General features: G+C 67.8%; 11 protein-coding genes. 7 read left to right on the plus strand and 4 right to left on the minus strand.

The features are described from left to right. The first annotated feature begins 66 nt into the window (after positions 1–66). The 6 genes from J7J50_RS03845 (at position 67) to J7J50_RS03870 (ending at position 13,547) form a co-directional block, all read left to right on the plus strand. Positions 67–2,739 (plus strand): TonB-dependent receptor, encoded by a 2,673-nt coding sequence (locus J7J50_RS03845; protein WP_215057803.1) that lies wholly within the window; start codon positions 67–69, stop codon positions 2,737–2,739. A 242-nt stretch (positions 2,740–2,981) separates the two neighbouring features. Next, positions 2,982–5,594, plus strand: a complete 2,613-nt coding sequence (locus J7J50_RS03850) for a TonB-dependent receptor (protein ID WP_215057802.1) — start codon at positions 2,982–2,984, stop codon at positions 5,592–5,594. Between the two features lie 412 nt (positions 5,595–6,006). Continuing rightward, on the plus strand, positions 6,007–8,376 hold the full coding sequence (locus J7J50_RS03855; protein WP_215057801.1) for a family 20 glycosylhydrolase: 2,370 nt from the start codon (positions 6,007–6,009) through the stop codon (positions 8,374–8,376). A gap of 209 nt (positions 8,377–8,585) precedes the next feature. After that, positions 8,586–9,224 carry a tetratricopeptide repeat protein gene (locus J7J50_RS03860; RefSeq protein ID WP_215057800.1) on the plus strand — a complete coding sequence of 213 codons (639 nt, stop codon included), beginning with the start codon at positions 8,586–8,588 and terminating at the stop codon, positions 9,222–9,224. A gap of 261 nt (positions 9,225–9,485) precedes the next feature. After that, the gene (locus tag J7J50_RS03865) at positions 9,486–10,682 is read left to right on the plus strand and encodes an EAL domain-containing response regulator (RefSeq protein WP_215057799.1); all 1,197 of its coding nucleotides are present in this window, start codon (positions 9,486–9,488) and stop codon (positions 10,680–10,682) included. A gap of 6 nt (positions 10,683–10,688) precedes the next feature. Continuing rightward, positions 10,689–13,547: an ATP-binding protein gene (locus J7J50_RS03870; protein WP_215057798.1), complete on the plus strand. Its 2,859-nt coding sequence runs from the start codon at positions 10,689–10,691 to the stop codon at positions 13,545–13,547. Between the two features lie 189 nt (positions 13,548–13,736). Here J7J50_RS03870 and J7J50_RS03875 read toward each other — a convergent pair whose 3' ends face one another. The 4 genes from J7J50_RS03875 to J7J50_RS03890 all read right to left on the minus strand — a co-directional run bounded on the left by J7J50_RS03875 (position 13,737) and on the right by J7J50_RS03890 (position 18,610). Then, positions 13,737–14,399: an ankyrin repeat domain-containing protein gene (locus tag J7J50_RS03875; RefSeq protein ID WP_215057797.1), complete on the minus strand. Its 663-nt coding sequence runs from the start codon at positions 14,397–14,399 to the stop codon at positions 13,737–13,739. A gap of 301 nt (positions 14,400–14,700) precedes the next feature. Continuing rightward, the gene (locus tag J7J50_RS03880; RefSeq protein WP_215057796.1) at positions 14,701–16,179 is read right to left on the minus strand and encodes an Mbeg1-like protein; all 1,479 of its coding nucleotides are present in this window, start codon (positions 16,177–16,179) and stop codon (positions 14,701–14,703) included. A 670-nt stretch (positions 16,180–16,849) separates the two neighbouring features. Continuing rightward, complete coding sequence (locus tag J7J50_RS03885) at positions 16,850–17,509, minus strand: ankyrin repeat domain-containing protein (RefSeq protein ID WP_215057795.1); 660 nt, start codon at positions 17,507–17,509, stop codon at positions 16,850–16,852. Positions 17,510–17,629: 120 nt separating this feature from the next. Beyond that, positions 17,630–18,610: an Mbeg1-like protein gene (locus J7J50_RS03890; protein ID WP_215057794.1), complete on the minus strand. Its 981-nt coding sequence runs from the start codon at positions 18,608–18,610 to the stop codon at positions 17,630–17,632. Positions 18,611–18,781: 171 nt separating this feature from the next. Between J7J50_RS03890 and ggt the strand changes: the two genes are divergently transcribed. Further along, positions 18,782–20,530, plus strand: coding sequence for a gamma-glutamyltransferase (gene ggt / locus J7J50_RS03895; RefSeq protein WP_215057793.1), 1,749 nt, complete (start codon positions 18,782–18,784; stop codon positions 20,528–20,530). The last annotated feature ends 91 nt before the right edge of the window (positions 20,531–20,621 follow it).

Here is a 20,621-nt window from a genome sequence, read left to right on the forward strand (position 1 = left end):
GCTTCGCGACGAACCGACCTGCCCGGTCGATCGCCGAGCCCATCCATGTCGAGGGAGGAGTAGCCAATGAAAGCGCGCAAAACCATCCTGTCCGCCAGCATCTTCGCGATTTTGGCGATGGCTTCCTCCATCGCCCCGGCACAGGACGCCGCGCAGCAGACCGCCGCTCCCGACGCCAAGCCGACGACGGATGCGACCGACATCGACGCGGTGGTGGTGCAAGGCATCCGCGCCAGTCTGCAAAAATCGTTGGAGACCAAGCGCAACGCCGACGCCGTGGTCGAGGCGATCACCGCCGAGGACATCGGCAAGTTTCCCAACACCAACGTCGCCGAAGCGATGACGCAGATTCCCGGCATCACCATCGACCGCCGTTTCGGCCAGGGCGAGCGCGTCAGCATCGACGGCACCGACCCCAGCCTCAACCTGACCTTTCTCGACGGCCATCCGCTGGCGCAAACGCCGTGGCTGCACGGCGAGCAGCCCAATCGCGGTTTCGACCACACCCTGATCGCGTCCGAACTGATCGGGCGCATGGAAGTCTATAAATCGCCGGAAGCCAAGCTGCCCGAAGGCAGCCTCGGCGGCACCGTGCTGATGTATACGCGCAAGCCCCTGGACCTGGACGCAAACACCTTCAGCGGAACCATCGGCTACAGCTACAACGACCAGGCCAGCAAGGGCAAACCCACCGCCTCGGGCCTGTACAGCTGGAAGAACGCGCAGGAAACCTTCGGTTTCAACGTCGCCGCGCAGCATTTCGAAGAACGCGTGGACCGCCAGGGCGTGGAGATCTTCAGCTACGTGCCGCCGTCGACGTTTCCCAACGCCGCCGCGCAAGTGCCGGCCGGCGCGCGCGTGCCGAACTTCGTCAACGCCGCCTGGTTCCAGCAGGATCGCGAACGCGACAGTCTCGCGCTGAACCTGCAGTTCAAGCCGAGCAGCGCGCTGGAGTTCAACCTCGACACGCTGTACATCAAGGAAAGCTTCGACAACTACAACCAGTCGGTCTACAACTTCCTCAGCGATCGCGCCGATTCGGTCGATCAGCTCAAGCTCGGCGCCGGCAACGTGGTCACCAGCGGCCACTCCGGGCCGAACGCGCGGGTGTTCTACGACGCCAACGCGCGCGTGTCGGAAGTGGAAACCAAGGGCGTGGACCTGCGCGGCAGCTTCCGCGGCGATGGCTGGAAGGTCAACGGTCAGGTCGGCCAGAGCAAGGCCACCAACGACAACATGCGCACGTACTTGTTGCAGTCGACCTACACCGGCGCCTACCGCTGGGACATCGGCAAGGGCGTGTTCTTCGACGACGTCGCCGGCTCGCGCGATCCGCGCAATTGGGGCGCGACCGATTCCATCGGCAACGTCAACTTCTTCCAGATCGAAGCCAAGGACCGTTACGCCCAGGTCGATTTCAGCGTCAACTTCAACGGTTTCTTCAACCAGCTGGAAGTGGGCCTGCGCCGGCACAAGCACGAGGAGTCCAACAGCCTCAACGTGTTCGACATCGCCGCCAACACCACCCTGGCCGATATCGGCACCTCCGGCTACACCGACATCCTCAAGGATTTCGGCGGCTTCTCGCCCAGCCACGCGCACCATCTGCAGCTCAGCCGCAGCGACGTGATCAACTGGGTCAACGGCCGCAACATCGATTACTCGTTCAACAACAGCGATCCGGGCAACTACCTCAACAACACCTTCCACGTCGAGCAGACCAACACCGCGGCCTATGCGCAGCTGAACTTCAGCCAGGACCGCCTGCACGGCAACCTCGGCGTGCGCCACGTCCAGGCCGATATCGAAACCAGCAGCTACGAGCTCGCCGGCGCCCAGCCGGTGCTGCCGCCGCGGGCCGGATGGTGGGTCACGCGCAGCAACAAGAACGACTACTGGCTGCCTTCGCTCAACGTGGTCTACGACATCGCCGACGACTGGGTGATCCGCGCCAGCGCCTCCAAGGTCGTGGCCTGGGCTCCGTACCGCCAGCTGGTGGACGCGACCTTCCTCGACGACGGCCTGCTCACCGGCACCGGCGGCAATTCCAAGCTCGACCCGTATCAGTCCAACAACTTCAACGCGTCGCTGGAGTGGTACTTCGCGCCCGAATCGGCGCTGGCCTTGTCGGTGTTCTACAAGGACATCAGCAACTTCGTGAACCTGGACAACGGCAAGGAGCGTTACTTCAACTCCCTGCGCGATATCGATCCGGCGCGCTGGAACAGCGCCCTGCTCGGCCGCAACGGCTGCACCGCCGACGGTTTCTGCGACTACGCGGTGCTGCGTCCACGCAACGGCGGCGCGGCGACCATCAAGGGTTTCAACCTGGCCCTGCAGATGCCGTTCGGCGAAACCGGTTTCGGCATCACCGGCAACTACACCTATGCCAAGGGCAAGAGCGAGCAGGGCGACGAGCTGCCGTATCAGTCCAAGGAGTCGGTGACGGTCAGTCCGTATTACGAGAAGGGTCCGCTGACCGCGCGCATCAGCTACGGCTGGCGCAGCCATTACCTGGCCGGCGGTTACGTCGCCGGCGCGCCGCCGGCGAGCGTGGACGACTACACCGACCTGGGCGCCAGCGTCGGCTGGGCGTTCAACGAGCACTGCACCGTGCGCCTGGACGCGCAGAACCTGCTCAACGAGAAGTACACGCAGTACCTGGGCGACAAGAGCCTGCCCTTGAACGAATACACCAGCGGCCGCCGCTACATGGCGTCGATGAGTTTTTCGTTCTGACCCTACCTTCGTCGCCGGCGCGGCCGGCGACGCAGCGGTAAACGGCGCACCGCCGCGCATTGCACGCGGCGGCGCGACGAAGCGGTAAGCGGTATCGGCAACATCCGGCGCGGCCGGGCGGTCACCCGCCACCGTGTCGCGCAAGGCATCGAATCAAAAACGTTTCGCAACGAAAACAGGACTTCGCGACGAACCGGTTCCCGGACGATCGCAGAGCCATCACCGCCCGAGGGAGGAACAAAATGAAAGCGCGCAAGACCATCTTGTCAGCCAGCATCGTCGCAGCTCTGTGCATGGGCCCCGGCCTGGCGATCGCCCAAGACGCCCAGCCCGCCGCAACGCAGGCCACCGACCTCGACGCCGTCGTCGTCACCGGCATCCGCGCCAGCCTGGAAAAGTCGCTCGACACCAAGCGGGCCAACGTGACCGTGTCGGAGGCGATCACCGCCGAGGACATCGGCAAGTTCGCCAACACCAACGTCGCCGAAGCGATGTCGCAGATTCCCGGCGTCTCGCTCGACCGCCGTTTCGGCCAGGGCGAACGCGTCAGCATCGACGGCACCGACCCCAGCCTCAACCTGACCTTCCTCGACAACCATCCGGTCGCGCAATCGATCTGGTTGTACGGCGAGCAGCCCAACCGCGGCTTCGATTACACCCTGCTCGCGCCGGAAATCCTCGGCCGCCTGGAAGTGATCAAGTCCTCGGAAGCGCGCATCACCGAAGGCAGCCTCGGCGGCACCGTGCTCATGCACACCCGCCAGCCGCTGGACATGGACGCCAACTCGATCGCCGGTTCCCTGAGCTTCAACAAGAACGATCAGGGCGGCGACACCCGTCCCAGCGGTTCGATCGTCTACAGCTGGAAGAACAGCGACAGCAACTTCGGCTTCAACATCGCCGCGCAGCATTTCGAAGAAGACGTCGATCGCCAGGGCACGGAAGTGTTCGGCTACGTCAAGGCCAGCGCGTTCCCGAACCAGACCGGCGCGGCGGCCAACATCGACGTGCCGAACTTCATCAACGCCGCCTGGTTCCAGCAGAGCCGCAAGCGCGACAGCCTCAACGTCAACCTGCAGTTCAAGCCCAGCGACGAGCTGGAGTTCGGCCTGAGCGGGCTGTACATCAAGGAAAGTTTCGACAACTACAACCAGTCGGTCTACAACTTCCTGACCCAGCGCCCGGACGCGGTCGATCGCCTCGCCACCTCCGGCGGCGTCGCCACCGGCGGCCACAGCAACGCCAATCCGGTGTTCTACGACAACAACGTGCGCGCCTCCGAGCCCGTCACCAAGGGCGTGGACCTGCACGGCAAGTTCCAGACCGATACCTGGGGCGTGTCCGGCCAGATCGGCGCGAGCAAGTCCGACAACACCCTGGAACAGTGGTTCATCGAACCGGTCTTCCTCGGCGGCTACAGCTGGGACGCCAAGCGCGGCCTGAGCTTCGACAACCCGGCCGCGGCGCAGAACCCGGCCAACTGGGCCGGCGACGGCTTCATGGGCAACTACGGTGTGATCGACACCGAGACCAAGGACAGCTACGCCCAGGTGGACTTCAACGTCCGCTTCGACAGCGTGTTCAACAACCTGCAGTTCGGCCTGCGTCGCGGCAAGCACGAGGAAGACTACGTGCAGAACGTGTACGTGGGCCTGCCGGTCGCCGATCTGAACACCGTCGGCACCATCGGCGCGACCAGCCTGCGCGATCTCAACGACGGCTCCGGCCGCCACGTCCAGGTCGGCCGCCAGAACGTCATCGACTACGTCAACCAGTACCGCGGCATCCTGCGTCCGGACGCCGCCAGCTTCCTCAACAACACCTTCAACGTTGAGCAGACCAACACCGCCGGTTACGCGCAGCTGGATTTCTCCTCGGGCGGATGGCGCGGCAACTTCGGCGTGCGTTACGTCGAATCCAAGACCGACGCGGTGGCCTTCGAGCCCGGCGGCGCGCCGAGCCTGGACAACCTCGCCTCCAAGCAGCGCCACACCTCGAAGAAACAAGACTTCACCCTGCCGTCGTTGAACGTGGTCTACGACACCGGCGCGGACGTGCTGTTCCGCTTCGGCGCGGCCAAGGTGGTGGCGTGGGCGCCGTACAACCAGCTCACGCACAACACCTTCCTCAACGATTCGACCTTCACCGGCTCGGGCGGCAATTCGGCCCTGGACCCGTACGAATCGACCAACTTCAACCTGTCGGCCGAGTGGTACTTCGCCCCGCAGGCGGTGTTGGCGGCGTCGGTGTTCTACAAGGACATCGACAATTACATCGCCAGCGACGCGGCGACCGAGCGTCAGTTCAACTCCAACGCGCAGACCACGCCGGAGCGTTACCAGAGCCAGATCGTCGGCACCAACGGCTGCACCACCGACGGCTTCTGCGACTACAGCATCATCCGTCCGAAGAACGCCGGCAAGGGCAAGGTCAAGGGCTTCAACCTGAGCTACCAGCAGCCCTTCGGCGACACCGGCTTCGGCCTGACCGCGAACTACACCTACGCCGACGGCGAAGGTTCCGGCGGCACCAAGCTGCCGTACCAGTCGCGCGACAGCGTCGCGATCAGCCCGTACTACGAGCGCGGCCCGTTCGCGGCGCGCCTGTCGTACAACTGGCGCAGCGATTACCTGGCCGGCGGTTACGTCGCCGGCGCGCCGCCGGCCAGCGTCAACGATTACGCCGAACTCGGCGCGAGCGTGAGCTGGACCTTCGACGAACGCCTGACCGTGTCGCTGGAAGGCATGAACCTGCTCGACGAAGAGTATCTGCAGTACCTGGGCCGCGAAGAACTGGTGGCGCAGCGTTTCCACACCGGCCGCCGCTTCATGGCCTCGTTCCGCTTCAAGTTCTGATCGGCAAGTCCTGCGATCGATGCGATACCGCGCGCGCCGGCCATCGGGCCGGCGCATGGCGGCGGCGAGGCGAAAGCGTTCGCGCAGTCGTCTGGCCGGTCACATCCGAAGCCCGGTACTCGCGTGCCGGGCTTCGGCGCTTTGAAGATGCCCGATTCATCGTCGCGGAATCTTTTGTAGGAGGGGCTTCAGCCCCGATGCTTTCCGGAATCTTTTGTGGGAGGGGCTTCAGCCCCGATGCTTTTCTTTCTGATCACCGCGTCGGAGCGGAAAGCATCGGGGCTGAAGCCCCTCCTACAAAAGACCCCGCACAAAAGACCTCGCACACTTTTGTTCGCACGCCTCACACAGCGCCGATCGAACACCGCTTTCCAACCTGTTCGCACGACGCCTTCCACGGAGCCAGTCCACGATGAAGACGCGCACGACCCGCCATCTGTTCGCCGCCGCCACCCTCGCCGCCGCGTTGGCCGCCTGCACCAGCGCCGCGCCGCGCCGCGACAGCGCCCCGACCGGCGACACAACGGCCGCGCCCGCCGAGTCGAACGCCGCCCATCCCAGCGCGATCATTCCGCGCCCGCTGCGCCTCGTCGCCGGCCGCGGCAGCTTCGTCTTCGACGCGAATACGCCGATCCGCATCAAGCCTGGACAGCCCGGCGAGCGCCGCGTGGCGGAGTACTTCGCCCAGCGCGTGCACGCCCTGCGCGGCTTCGCGCCCGCCGTCACCGAAGCGCCCGGCGGCCGCGGCTCGGTCTGGCTCAGCCTCGATCCGAACCTGACGATCGGCGATGAAGCCTATGCGCTCGACGTCCAGGCCGACACCGTGCGCCTGAGCGCGCGCACCGAGGCCGGGCTGTTCTACGGCGCGGTCAGCCTGTGGCAGCTGGCCACCGCCGACGGCGGCCAGGGCGCGACGCGCATCGCCGCGCAGCGCATCGACGACGCGCCGGCGTTCGTCTGGCGCGGGCTGATGCTGGATGTCGCGCGCCACTTCCGCAGCGTCGATGAAGTCAAATCGGTGCTCGACCAGATGGCGCTGCACAAGCTCAACACCTTCCACTGGCATCTCACCGACGACCAGGGCTGGCGCATCGAGATCAAGCAGTACCCGCGCCTGACCGAAGTCGGCGGCTGCCGCGTCCTGGCCGGCGCCAACGGCCGCGGCGCCGACGGCAAGCCGCAGCCGTACTGCGGTTACTACACCCAGGAACAGATCCGCGACGTGGTCGCCTACGCCGCCGCGCGCCACATCACCGTGGTGCCGGAAATCGAGATGCCCGGGCATGCGCAGGCGGCGATCGCCGCCTATCCCGAGCTCGGCGTGACCGACGTGGTGCGCAAGGCGCCGCGGGTGTCGCCGGACTGGGGCGTGCACACGTATCTGTTCGGCGTGGACGATTCGACCTTCACCTTCCTCGAAAACGTGCTCGACGAAGTCGCCGGCCTGTTTCCCTCGAAGTACATCCACATCGGCGGCGACGAGGCGGCCAAGGACCAGTGGATCGCCTCCCGGCAGGTGCAGGCCAAGATCAAGTTGCTGGGCCTGAACAACGAGATGGCGCTGCAGAGCTGGTTCGTCGGCCGCATCGGCAAGCATCTGCAGGAGCACGACCGGATTCTGCTGGGCTGGGACGAAATCCTCGAAGGCGGCAAGCTGCCGGCGAGCACGACGGTGATGTCCTGGCGCGGCGACGCCGGCGCGCTGGAAGCCGCGCGCGAAGGTCACGACGTGGTCGTATCGCCGGATCGCAAGCTGTATCTGGACTACGTGCAGAGCGATCGCGACGACGAGCCCAGCGGCCGCTTCCCGGTCAGCACGCTGCGCGCGTTCTACGACTTCCAGATGATTCCGCCGGGACTCGATGCGCAGCAGGCCAAGCGCGTGATCGGCGGGCAGGGCAACTTGTGGGTCGAACACAGGCGCACCTTCGACTTGGTGCAAAAGGCGCTGTACCCGCGTCTGGACGCGTTGTCGGAAGTGGTCTGGTCGCCGGCCTCGGGCCGCGACTGGAACGATTTCCAGCACCGCCTGGCGCCGCAGTTCGCGCGCTATCGGGCGCAGGGCGTGCAGGCCAGCGACGTCGCCTACGCGGTGGACTTCAAGGCCGACCACGCGCAGCTGGCGCTGTCCAACCAGGCCGGCTTCGGCGAAATCCGCTACCGCACCGACGGTGCCGCGCCGGACGCCGCCTCGCCGCTGTATTCGCAGCCGCTGCCGGCGACGACGCCGCTGGAGGTGGTCGCGACCACCTTCCTGGACGGCCGCGCGCTGTCGGCGCCGCGCCGGTTCAGCGCCAAGGACCTGTCCGACCTCAGCGCCCGCGGCAGCGCCGCGCTCAAGCCCTGCCGCGAAGGCTACAACCTGCGCCTGGAGGACGACGCCGCGCGCGACGGCGGCCGCGACGGCGCGCGCGCCGCGCTCACGGTCAACCTGATCGACCCGTGCTGGATCTACCCGGCGGCGCAGCTCGACGGCGTGGCCCGCATCCAGGCCACGGTCGGGCAGGTGCCGTACAACTTCCAGCTGTGGCACGACACGAACAAGATCGTGACCCGCAAGGCCACCCTCGGCGGTTCGCTGGAAGTGCGCCTGGACGACTGCAAAAGCACGCCGATCGCGCGCCTGCCGCTGAGCGCGGCGCGCCAGTCCGACGGCCTGACCACGCTGGAGGCCACGCTGCCCAAGCTGGAAGGCCGCCACGACCTGTGCTTCGTGTTCGCCAGCGGCGGCCACGATCCGCTGTGGGCGCTGGACCGGGTAGTACTCAAGCCGGCCGAATAAGCCGCGCGGCGCGGCGATTCCGCCTCCCACGGCCCGGCACCGGGCCGTCCCGGCAGCGCGGCGGGCGGCGTGAACTGCGTCGCCATTCGCCGCTGCGAGCACGCCGGATCAGCCCGGCGCCAGCATTTTTTAAAGAAAATATGTGCGCGGATTCATAGATCGTGCATGTCAGCGGTTAGCATGTAGCCGCCCAAGGGGGACCCACGTACATGCCTATCCGCAATCTGCTGTTGGCCGCGGCACTCGCCACGGCTCTCGCGTCCGGCGCCGCCGGCGCGCAAAACCTGCCCAAGCCGAACGAATTCTATTTCGATGCCGACGCCCAGACCGTCAAACCGGTGATCGCCGTGCGCGAAACCGGCGAAGCGGCGATGGAGCGCCTGGCCAAGATCCTCGAGCGCAAGGCCCACGCGCCCAACGAAGCCGCCCAGCTGGGGCATCTGGCGATGGAGGCCGGACGCAACGAACTCGGCCGCCAGCTCTACGCCCGCGCCCTGCGCGAAGTGGACAGCGGCAGCACCTACTGGCGTTCCATCACCTGGAACTACGCCTGGGATCTGTACCGCTCCGGCGCCGGCGAGGAAGCCTTCCGGCAGTGGACCACCCTGCACAACGCGCGCACGGTCAACGCCTCGTGGATGCCGCCGACCTACGCCGTCGCCCTGTGGACGCTCGGCCGCAAGGACGAGGCGGTGCAGTGGTACGCCGCCGCGGTGCGCAGCGAGCCGGACCAGTGGCGCGACACCTCGGCCTACGCCAGCTTGCTGCCGGACTGGCGCGCGGCCGATCGCGCCACCCTGGGCGAAGTGCAGAAGGCGTGGACGGCCAACCCGCCGGCCTGGCCCTGAGCCGGCGCTGACAGCGCGCGATGCGGGCAACGGCGACGCCCGTTCCCGCCTCGGTTTAGAAGACGCGCGGGCGTCGATGCGACGCCCGATGCGCAACCGCTACAAGGTTCACACCGCGCCCGCGGCGTGATCGGTAACGTCGCTGGCGACCGTTCGTCGCCGCCGTTCCCGTTGACTCAGGGACGCGGCTAAAGTCGGCCGTCCAAGACCGTGCGCGCGGCGTAGCGCCGGTCTGTCGTTGCATGCGCGGTCGGGGAGCGGATGTCCATATCGGCACTGAGTGTCCTGGTAGTCGAAGACCACGGCTTCCAGCGCCGCATGGCCTTGCGCCTGCTGGCCGAACTGGGCATCGACCGTTTGCTGGAAGCCGCCGACGGCGCCTCGGCCTTGCGCCTGTTGCAGGCGCAGGCGCAACCGCCGGACGTGGTGATGGTCGATCTGGACATGCCCGGCATGGACGGAATCGAATTCATCGACCATCTGGCGCGCGAGCAACTGGCGCGTTCGATCCTGGTGGTCAGCGCCCTCGACGCCGCCTTGCTCCACACCGTGCAGACGATGGCCCGCGCCTGCGGCCTGCGCGTGCTCGACGCGGTGCCCAAACCGCTGACCAAAGCCAAACTGTACGAAGCCCTGTCCACCCTGGGCCAAACCAAGGCCAGCGTAGAAAAAGAAGCCCCCCGCGAAATCCTCCCCACCGAACTGCGCCAAGCCCTGACCAACGGCGACATCGTCCCCTGGTTCCAACCCCAGGTCGAACTCAGCAACGGCCGGGTCATCGGCGTGGAAGCGCTGGCGCGCTGGTGCCACGGCGATGGCCGGGTGATCCTGCCGCAGTACTTCATGCCGGTGCTGGAAGGCGAAGGCCTGCTCGACGAACTCACCGAACGCATGCTCGCCCGCGCCTGCCGCTGGAAGCGCGAATGGGACCGCGACGGCCTGCGCCTGAAACTGTCGGTCAACGTCTCGGCCTCGACCCTGGACGACGCCGGCGCCGCCGACCGCTATCAGCGCATCGTCCGCGAGGCCGGCGTGGACGCCGGCGAAGTGGTGCTGGAACTGACCGAAAGCTCGCTGATGGCCGACGCCGCGCGCGGGCTGGGCGTGCTGGCGCGCTTGCGGCTGAAAGGCTTCGGCCTGTCGATCGACGACTTCGGCACCGGCTGGTCGTCGCTGTCGCAACTCTCGCAGGTGCCGTTCACCGAATTGAAGATCGATCAGGAGTTCGTCGCCGGCGCCTGCCAGCAGCCGCGCAAGCGCGCGGTGGTCGAAGCCAGCCTGGACCTGGCGCGCAAGCTCGGCCTGGACGCGGTGGCCGAGGGCGTGGAAACCATCGAGGACTGGCAGATGCTGGCCGACCTGGGCTGCGCGATCGCGCAGGGGCGGCTGATCGGCGATGCGGTGCCCGGCGAGGAATTGCCGGCCATGCTCGGTCGCTGGCGCCGGCCCGGGTACTGAGGCGCCATGTTCGCCTGGCTGGACCGTTACAGCATCCGCCGCCAGCTCTGGGGCCTGTTCGCCTTGTTCCTGTTCGCCGGGACCAGCGTGCTGCTGCTCGACGAGTTCGAGCAGTACCGCGCGCGCCGCACCCTGCAGACCTTGCAGGACGACGCTCTGCTCGGCTTGCGCCTGATGAAGACCGTGTCCGACGCCTACGGCCTGGACGTGGTCGATACCACCTTCCGCGTGCGCAACAATCTGGTCGCCTGGGACGAGGGCCTGGAACGGGTCGATAACGCGCGCCGCCGCATCGACCAGGCCTGGCTGCGCCTGCAATCGCTGCCGCACACGCCGCAGGAAACCGAGCAACTGCACGCCGCCGCGCAGGCGCGCCGCACCGCCGACGCCGCCGCGCTGGAACTGCGCGGCATCCTGCACCGGCGCGATCTCAAGGCGCTGGGGCAGTTCGCCGATCACCGCCTGTATCCGGCGATCGATCCGCTGACCCAGCGCATGCAGATGCTGTCGGACCTGGAGCTGGCCCAGGCCGACAACGTGGTGCGCGCCGACATCGTGCGCAGCGAGCGGATCAGCATGCTGCGCATCGCGGTGTCGCTGCTGGCGCTGACGATCGCCGCGCTGGTCGGCCGGCGCGTGCTGCGCAACGCCTCGCGCGGCATCGACAAACTCACCTGGCTGGCGCGGCGCATGCGCGAGCACGACTACACCGCCGAACCCGGCGAACTGCCGCCGGGCGAGCTGGGCGTGGTGATGCAGGCCTTCATCGACATGCGTCGCGACGTGCTGGGCTTCGAAACCGAACTCACCGGCCAGCTGATCCGCAACGAACGCACCCGCGCCGAACTGGAACGCCGCGAACGCTTCCAGGCCTCGCTGCTGGATTCGGCGCAGACCGCGATCCTGGCGGTCGACGCCGAGGGCCGCTTCACCCTGGTCAATCCCTTCGCCGAACGCCTGCTCGGCATCCGCGAATCGGAGTTGATCGGGCGCGAGCACCTGCATCGCATCTTCGAAGCGCGCGCGCTGCAGACGCTGGCGAGCGAGCTGAGCGATCGGTTGGGCCGCGCGGTCGCCGCCGACTGGACCGCGCTGCGCGAACTCGCCCGTGCCCAGGCCGAGCCGCGCGAAACCCGGCTGCGTCATCGCAACGGCACCTGGGTGCCGGCGCTGGTCGCGGTCTCGGCCACCCGCGAGGGCGAGGACGAAGCGCCGGGCCTGCTGGTGGTCGCCACCGACCTGAGCGCGCTCAAGCGCCTGGAACGCGCGCTGCGCGCCAGCGAAGCGCGCGCGCAGGACGCCAGCCGCGCCAAGTCGTCGTTCCTGGCGGCGATGAGCCACGAAATCCGCACGCCGATGATCGGCGTGACCGGGATGATCGAAGTGCTGTCGCATTCGCGCCTGGATCCCGAGCAGCGCCGCGCGCTGGAAGTGATCCAGCAGTCCTCGCAATCGCTGCTGCGGATCATCGGCGACATCCTGGATTTTTCGAAGATCGAAGCCGGGCGGCTGGAGCTGTCGCCGGAACCGGTGGACCTGTCGGCGCTGCTGCGCACCACGGTCGCCGGTTTCCTCGGCGCGGCGGCCAGCCGCGGCGTGCAGATGAGTTGCCACATCGACGAGGCGATCGCGCCGGCGCACTATGCCGATGCGCTGCGGCTGCGGCAGATCCTCGGCAATTTCCTCTCCAACGCGGTGAAATTCACCGAACGCGGCATGATCCAGGCGGCGCTGGAATACGAAGGCGCGGCCGACGCGGACCCAGCCGGCCAGCCACGCGATCGCATCTGCCTGCGCGTGACCGACACCGGCATCGGCGTCAGCGCCGAACAGCAGCGGCATTTGTTCGAACCGTTCCAGCAAGCCGAAACCGACACCACGCGCCGCTACGGCGGCACCGGCCTGGGTCTGGCGATCTGCCGGCGTCTGGCCACGCTGATGGACGGCGAGATCCGCATGGACAGCGAACCGGGCGTCGGCACCACGATGCGCCTGCGCGTGGCGCTGCCGCGCGCGGCCGCCGACGCGCTGGCCGCGGCGCGGGCGTCGGCGCCGGCCAGCGAGACCTTGATTCCGCGCGCGCTGCCGGATCTGGCGACGGCCGAGCGCGAGCGCAGCCTGATCCTGTTGATCGACGATCATCCGACCAATCGGCTGGTGATCGCGCGCCAGCTCGCCCTGGCCGGTTACGCCTGCGAAGCGGTCGACGGCGGCGAAGAAGGCCTGCGGCGCTGGCGCAGCGGCCGCTACGCGCTGGTGTTGTCGGACGTGCACATGCCCGGGCTGGACGGTTACGGTCTGGCGCGGGCGATCCGCGCGGAGGAGGCGCGCTCGGGCGACGCGGCGCGCACGCCGATCGTCGCGCTCACCGCGTCGGCGTTGAAGGGCGAGGCCGAGGCCTGCCTCGCCGCGGGCATGGACGACTGTCTGGTCAAACCGGTCGCGGTCGCGCGCCTGGCCGCGACCTTGCGCCGCTGGCTGCCGCATACCGCCGCCGTCGCCGACAGCGCGCCATCGGCGCTGGACGAAGGCCACGACTGCGTTCGCGTGCTCGATGTCGGCGTATTGCAGCATCTGCTCGACGATGTCGGCGGCGACGCGGCGCAGGTGCTGGCGGATTTCATCGGCGCCTGCGAACAGGATCTGCACGGCCTGCAAGCCGCACGCAACGAGAGCGATCTGTCCGGGGTGCAGCGGCATGCGCACCGGATCAAGGGCGCGGCGCTGCTGGTCGGCGCGCAGGAACTGGCCGAAGCGGCGCAGGCGCTGGAGCAGGCCGCGCAGGCGCAGGACTGGGGGCTGGTGCTGCCCTTGCTCAGCGATGTGGAGACGGCGCTGGAGCGGGTGCGGCGGGTGCCTTGGTAGGGATTGGGCGGAAGAGCGAATCCCCCCTGCCCCCCTTTTTCAAAGGGGGGAACAGCAACGGCTCAAGGGGGCATGCACCGTCGGGCGAAGCCCACGACACATCGCCCCCTTTGGAAAAGGGGGCTGGCGCCTGCGCGCCGTCCAATGCCGAGACCCCCGCCGCGCCGGGGGATTCGCTCTTAAACCAGACTACTTGGCCTGCGCATCCTCAATCGGAATCTGATGCTCGCGCAGCCACGCGATCACCGCCTCGCGCTCGCCGCGGGTGCGCGAGTTGAGGGTCTTTTCCGGCGTCATGAACATGAAACGCTGGAAACTCGCGCCCTGCACATTGCGCGCGTTGGGACTGGCGCCGGCCTGCAGCAATTCCAGCGCGTGGCCGAATTCGTTGATCTTGGCCGCCTGATGCAAGGGCGTGTTGCCCATGCGATCGGCCGCATCGGGCTTGGCCCCGGCCTTGAGCAAGGCCTCGAAATTCTCCGCGCGCTCGCCCATCAGCGCCGACACCAGCGGCGTCGCCTGGGTCACCGTGTTGGGCGTATCGGCGCTGGCGCCGTGTTCGAGCAGCAATCGCAGATAACGCGGATCGTCGGCCATCGCCGCCAGATGCACCGCGGTCATGCCGTCGTCGGCGCCGACCGCAGGGTCCGCGCCGGCGCCGAGCAGGGCCTGCATGCCGGCCACGCTGTGCTTGTACAGCGCCCACTGCAGCGGCGTGACGCCCTTGGCGCCGCGGTCGTTGGCGTTGGCGCCGGCCGCGACCAGTTCGCGCACGCGCGCCGCGTTGCCGGCGGCGGCGGCTTCGGCCAATTCCGCGCTGCGCACATCGGTGAAGACTTCGCTGGCTTGCATCGATCCTTTCCCCGGGCCCGCACACGCCGTGCAGACCTGCAGCATAAGCAAGACGGCGGCGGCCATCACCCGCGATCGCACGCGGCGCGGCATCAATCGAGCAAGGAGCATGGCGCGAGGCCTCCGGTGTCGTGACCGTGGCCGGATCGTAACGCACTGCCGCGGCGGGTAATGCGAAGCACGCCGGGTTCACGCCGCGCGCGGCGCGAACGGCGCGCGGGCCGGGCGGCCGCGCGCGATGCGATCACAGGACAGCGCCGACGGCGAGGCTTATACGTCGCCGCCGCGCGAACGGGCCGGATCAATCGAACGGATTGAGGAAGCCGCCGACGTCCTTGACCACGTTGACGCCGCCCTCGACCACGTCGCCGGCGAAGTCGAAGGTCACCTCGGCCGCGGTGCCGACGCCGTCGATCACGGTTTCGGTCAGGCCGCCCAGGTCTTCGGCGCGATGGCCGAGCCATTCGCCGCCGTCCTCGACCCAACCGGCGACGGTGTCGCCGGCGCCTTCCAGGCCCGCATACTCGCCGACGTCGCGGATCAGTCCGCCGGTCAGCTCGCCCGCGCCCTGCAAGGTGTCGCCGGCCAGATTGAACGCGCCGTGGGCGGAATCGCCGGCGAAGTTCAGCACGCCTTCGGTCAGATCACCGGCCAGCTTGAAGGTGCCGTCGAAGTAGCGGCCGTCGGCGTATTCGTGGTTGGCCACGTTCTTGACGTCGCCGACGAAGTTGGTGCCGTGCCGGTAGCCGTTGACCATCAGCTCGCCGAACTCGTTGCCGGCGTCGCCGACCAGGTCGAGCGCGGTTTCCGACACGTCCTCGGCGGCGCGATCGAGCAGGCCCAGTTCGTCGCCCTCGATGCTCGGGGTCGGCGTGGGGGTCTGGGTCTTCATCGCTTCGATCACCGTCGCGCAGCCATGCGCGGTGAGCGGGTTGGCCCAGCCGCCGGGATGGGCGAGGTTGAGTTCGTAGCCGACCGCGTCGGGCATGCCGTTGATCAGTTCCACGCCCTGCTGCGCGCCGGTCAGCGGATCGCCATCGACGTTGTAGCGGCGGATCTGGCCGTCCTCGGCCTGGGAGCGGGCGTCGTGCGGAGTGAAGCCCAGATCGCGCAGGGTGTCGTTGCTCAGGCCGGCGGCGTTGAAGGTGACCGCGGTGTTGCCGGTGGCCAGCGCGGCGGTCGAGGCCAGGCCGCCGCCGAGCGAGTGGCCGGTGAACACGACGTTGTCGCCGAACGCGGCTTCGGCTTCCTTCGCCAGGGTTACCGCCTGGTTGTACTGCGGCGTATTGATGCCGAAGCCCTGGCCGCCATCGGCGATGAGGTCGCCGCCGGCGTCGTTGGTGCCGGCGAAGGCGACCACGTACTGGCCGTCGCCGTTGGTGTAGACCGCGGCGCGGAAGCCGCTGCCGGTGGTGTCCAGCGAGGCCGGATCGATGCCGGCGGGCTTGCCGTCGGCGCCCTTGAGGTTGATCAGCTGATCGGGAGTGAGCTTGGTCCAGCCGGCGGCGCCGGTGCGCGAGGGCTCGTAGACGTCGCTGGACAGCTCGGCCAGCGCGGTATCGATTTCCTTCTGCGGCTGCTGGCCGCGCAGCTGATCGCTGAAGGGCGTCTGCTGCGCCTGCGGTACCGGCACATGCGGCGAATACGGCAGCTCGACCTTGGTTTCGACCGGCGGCGGCGGCAGCGGCGCGGGCAAGGGCGGCGCCACCGGGAGCGGCTGCTGATGCAGGTACTGGTCGATCGCGAAACGCAGCGGATTGGTGATATCGGTCCAGCTCATCGGTGCCGTCTCCTCAGTCTTGACGCCAGCGTATGGGGAGAGATTGTGCAGAAATAGCTGGTACGGGCCCGAGCTAGGGGTGGCCCTAGGGGGAGGGGCGGTTGTGGTGAGTGGGGGCGTCGGGCGCGATGCGTCTGCCTGCCGTTATTGCCAGGCTACGCGCGACGTACTTACCTACCGCCATTTCCGCACAACAAGCGCGACGTACTTACCTACCGTCATTCCCGCGAACGCGGGAATCCAGGGCCTTTCGAGCGAGAACGCCTGAAGTCTCTGGATTCCCGCGTTCGCGGGAATGACGGCCAGGAAAGATGACGCTGAAGTCTCTGGATTCCCGCGTTCGCGGGAATGACGGACTGTAGGGATGGCGCTGAAGGCCCTGGATTCCCGCGTTCGCGGGAATGACGGCCTGGAGGGATGGCGCTGAAGGCTCTGGATTCCCGCCTTCGCGGGAATGACGACCTGGGGAGATGGCGCTGAAGGCCCTGGATTCCCGCCTTCGCGGGAATGACGGCCTGGAGGGATGTCGCTGAAGGCCCTGGATGTTCGGCTCCGCCGAAGTAAAGCGGAGCCCGCGTCTGCGGGAATGACGGCCTGAGGGAGATGGCACTGAAGGCTCTGGACGAACTCCGCCTTCGCCGAAACGACTGTCTGGCAAGACGCTGCCCCCTCAACGCCCCCTCATCTCCAACTCCACCTCATGCTCCTCCAACCACGCCGCCACCGCCGCGCGCTCGCGCCGCGCCTGCGGGTTGAGCTTGTCGTCGGGCAGCTTGAACAGAAAGGTCTGGAAGCTGGCGCCCTGGCGGTTGCGCGCGCGCGGGTCGGCGCCGGCCTTGAGCAGGGACAGCACTTGCCCGGAGGCGTTGAGCTTGGCCGCCTGATGCAACGGCGTATTGCCCATGCGGTCGGCGCGGCCGGGGTCGGCGCCGGCCTTGAGCAAGGCGTCGAACTGAGTCTGGTAACGCGGGCCGGCCGCGTCCGCCAACGCGGTTTCGCCGGTTTCGGCGTGGACCGCGTTCGGGTCGGCGCGATGCGCCAGCAGCAGGTCTAGGTATTGCGGATCGTTGGCGATCGCCGCGCCGTGCACGGCGGTGCTGCCGCCCATGCCCGGCCGCGACGGGTCGGCGCCGTTGTCGAGCAGGGCCTGCAGGCCGCGCGGGCTCTGCGCCAGCATCGCGTACTGCAGCAGATTCACCCCGCGATCGCCGTGCGCGTTGGGATCGGCGCCGGCCTGGATCAGGCTGCGCACGCGCGCGGCGTCGCCGTCGGCGGCGGCCTGCGCCAGTTCGGCGCTGCGCGGATCGGGAAAGGCCTGCTTGGCGTCCATCGCTTCTCCTCGGCAAGCGACGCCGGCCAGGGCCAGGCAAACAATCGTCAACGCGGGAAGCGTGGCGGCGCGCATACGGCGATTGTCACCACGCCAGCGACGCCTGCCAAGCCAAGCGCGTCACTTCCACGGCTGCTGGGTCTGCATCGCCTCGATCAACGGGCCGATGGCATGCAGCTCGCCCGGACGCTTGGCCTTGTCGGCCACGTACTCGGCGGTGCGCTTGGCCATCTCGATCGGATTCCAGGTGAAGTCCGGAGCCTTCGGCGGATGCGGATCGTTCAAGGTGATCTCGTGGCCCGGCGCATCGGGAATCTTGTTGAGCAGCGGCACGTCTTCCTGCGCCGCGGTCAGGATTTCGCCGCCGACGTTGTAGCGGCGGATCTGGCCGTTCTCGGCATCGCTCTTGACCGCGCCCGGGTCCAGGCCCAGCCCGCGCAAGGTGTCGTCGTGCACGCCGGCGGCGTTGAAGGTCACCGCGGTGGTATCGGTGGCCAAGGCCGCGGCCGCGGCCAGCCCGCCGCCGAGCGAATGGCCGGTGATGACCATGTTCTCGCCGAAGGCTTCCTGCGCGTCGCGCGCCAGCTGCACGGCCTGGTCGTACTGCTTGGAATCCCAGCCGATGCCCTGGCGCGCGTTGTTGATCCAGTCCTGCACATCGTTGGAACCGGCGTAGGCGACCACGTACTTGCCGTTGCCGTCGCTGTAGATGCCGGCGCGGAAGCCGGTATCGGAATTTTCCAGCGACTTGGGATCGATGCCGGCCTGACTGAGCTGCGCGTCGTCCAGACGGGTCCAGTTGCCGACCTGCCTGGTGCCGGGGTTGTAGACCGCCTGCGACAACTCGGCCATCTGCAGGTCGATCGGCTGCGAATCCTTGCCGCGCAGTTGTTGGTCGAACGACAGCGGATCGGGCGCGGCGTTCGCCGCCGGTCCCGGCCGCGCGTTCACGCCCAGCAGTTGCGGGTGATAGCTGGCTTCCAGCGTGAACGGGCCGGCCTCGGGCTGCAGCAGCGGCAGCGGCTGCGCCGCCGGCGGCAGCACCTCGGCCGGGTTTTGCCAGTTGGGTTGAAGCTGGGTCGGCTGCAGCTGGACGCTCATCTGGTGCTACTCCCCGGTCGCTTGGTCACAAACCTACGCGGCCGTACGCAGACGCGACAACTGGGGCGGACCCGAGAGCCGCGTATTCATGTTCGACCGACCTCGACCTTCGGCCTGTGCGGGCGAGCGCATGCCTGCGCTATCGTCGGCGTTCATCTGGAGAGACCCGCAATGTCATCACCGAACACCGCACCGCGTCGCCGCAAGGCGCTGCTCGCGCCGCTCGCGCTCGCCCTGGCCTGTGTCTTCGCCCTGCCCTCCACCGCCAGCGCCGCCGACCGCATCAGCGGCAAGCCCTTCGCCACCCGCAGCGAGGTCTACGCGCCGCATGCGATGGCCGCGACCTCGCATCCGCTGACCACGCAGATCGCGCTGGACGTGATGAAGGCCGGCGGCAGCGCGGTGGACGCGGCGATCGCCGCCAATGCCGCGCTCGGGCTGATGGAGCCGACCGGCAACGGCGTCGGCGGCGACCTGTTCGCGATCGTGTGGGACCCGAAGACCAAAAAACTCTACGGCTACAACGGCTCGGGCCGCTCGCCCAAGTCGCTGACCCTGGCCGAATTCCAGAAACGCGGCCTCAAGGAAATCCCGCCGACCGGCCCGCTGCCGGTGACCGTGCCGGGCACGGTCGACGGCTGGTTCGCCCTGCACGAGCGCTTCGGCCGCAAGCCGATCGCCGAGGATCTGGCGCCGGCGATCCGCTACGCCCGCGAAGGCCATCCGGTGCACGAGGTGATCGCCTACTACTGGAACGCCTCGGTGCCCAAGTTGTCGAAGTGGCCCGGCTTCAAGGAGCAGTTCACCATCGACGGCCGCGCGCCGCGCGTGGGCGAGATGTGGAAGAACCCGAATCTGGCCAACACGCTGGAACAGATCGCCAAGGGCGGCCGCGACGCGTTCTACAAGGGCGACATCGCCCGCACCATCGACACCTATTTCAAAGCCAATGGCGGCTTCCTGAGTTACGAGGACCTGGCCTCGCACCACGGCGAGTGGGTCGAACCGGTCAGCAGCAATTACCGCGGCTACGATTTGTGGGAACTACCGCCCAACGGCCAGGGCATCGCCGCCCTGCAGATCCTCAATATCCTCGAAGCCTACGACCTGAAGTCGTACGGCTTCGGCAGCGTCGAACACGTGCACTTGTTCACCGAGGCGAAGAAGCTCGCCTTCGCCGACCGCGCGCGCTGGTACGCCGACCCGGCGTTCGAAACATCCTCGCCGGTGGCCAAGCTGATCTCCAAGGACTACGCCGCGCAGCGGCGCAAGCTGATCTCGATGGACAAGGCGCTGCGCGAAGTGCAGCCGGCCACGCCCAAGCAGCTCGATCAGGGCGACACCATCTACCTGACCGTGGCCGATGCCGACGGCATGATGGTGTCGCTGATCCAGTCCAACTATCGCGGCATGGGCAGCGGCATGGCGGCGCCGGGGCTGGGCTTCATCTTCCAGGACCGCGGCGAACAGTTCGTGCTCAAGGAAGGCCATCCCAACTCCTTCGCGCCGGGCAAGCGCCCGTTCCACACCATCATTCCCGCGTTCGTGACCCGGCAGGGCAAGCCGTGGCTGTCGTATGGCGTGATGGGCGGGGCGATGCAGCCGCAGGGCCATGCGCAGATCTTGATGAACCTGATCGACTTCGGCATGAACCTGCAGGAAGCCGGCGACGCGCCGCGCATCCAGCACGACGGCTCGACCGACCCGGCCGGGCAGGCGGAGGCGATGAGCGACGGCGGCGAGGTGGATCTGGAAACCGGGTACCCGTACGAAACCATTCGCGAACTGATGCGGCGCGGGCACAGCGTGCGCTCGGCGCTGGGGCCTTATGGCGGGTATCAGGCGATCATGGTGAATCCCAACGGCGGCTACGTCGGGGCGAGCGAGTCGCGTAAGGATGGGCAGGCGGCTGGGTATTGAGGGGAAGGGGTTGAGGTGAGGGAGTGCGCTCACGGCTCCCCTCCAGAAAAGCGAGTTCCCCCCTTTGAAAAAGGGGGGCCAGGGGGGATTC

The sequence above is a fragment of the Lysobacter sp. ISL-50 genome (assembly GCF_018612875.1).
Taxonomy (GTDB): domain Bacteria; phylum Pseudomonadota; class Gammaproteobacteria; order Xanthomonadales; family Xanthomonadaceae; genus Lysobacter.

Coding starts and splice junctions, on each gene's coding strand:
- J7J50_RS03845 (WP_215057803.1), top strand. CDS start 67: ATGAAAGCGCGCAAAACCATCCTGTCCGCCAGCATCTTCGCGATTTTG.
- J7J50_RS03850 (WP_215057802.1), top strand. CDS start 2,982: ATGAAAGCGCGCAAGACCATCTTGTCAGCCAGCATCGTCGCAGCTCTG.
- J7J50_RS03855 (WP_215057801.1), top strand. CDS start 6,007: ATGAAGACGCGCACGACCCGCCATCTGTTCGCCGCCGCCACCCTCGCC.
- J7J50_RS03860 (WP_215057800.1), top strand. CDS start 8,586: ATGCCTATCCGCAATCTGCTGTTGGCCGCGGCACTCGCCACGGCTCTC.
- J7J50_RS03865 (WP_215057799.1), top strand. CDS start 9,486: ATGTCCATATCGGCACTGAGTGTCCTGGTAGTCGAAGACCACGGCTTC.
- J7J50_RS03870 (WP_215057798.1), top strand. CDS start 10,689: ATGTTCGCCTGGCTGGACCGTTACAGCATCCGCCGCCAGCTCTGGGGC.
- J7J50_RS03875 (WP_215057797.1), bottom strand. CDS start 14,399: ATGCAAGCCAGCGAAGTCTTCACCGATGTGCGCAGCGCGGAATTGGCC.
- J7J50_RS03880 (WP_215057796.1), bottom strand. CDS start 16,179: ATGAGCTGGACCGATATCACCAATCCGCTGCGTTTCGCGATCGACCAG.
- J7J50_RS03885 (WP_215057795.1), bottom strand. CDS start 17,509: ATGGACGCCAAGCAGGCCTTTCCCGATCCGCGCAGCGCCGAACTGGCG.
- J7J50_RS03890 (WP_215057794.1), bottom strand. CDS start 18,610: ATGAGCGTCCAGCTGCAGCCGACCCAGCTTCAACCCAACTGGCAAAAC.
- ggt (WP_215057793.1), top strand. CDS start 18,782: ATGTCATCACCGAACACCGCACCGCGTCGCCGCAAGGCGCTGCTCGCG.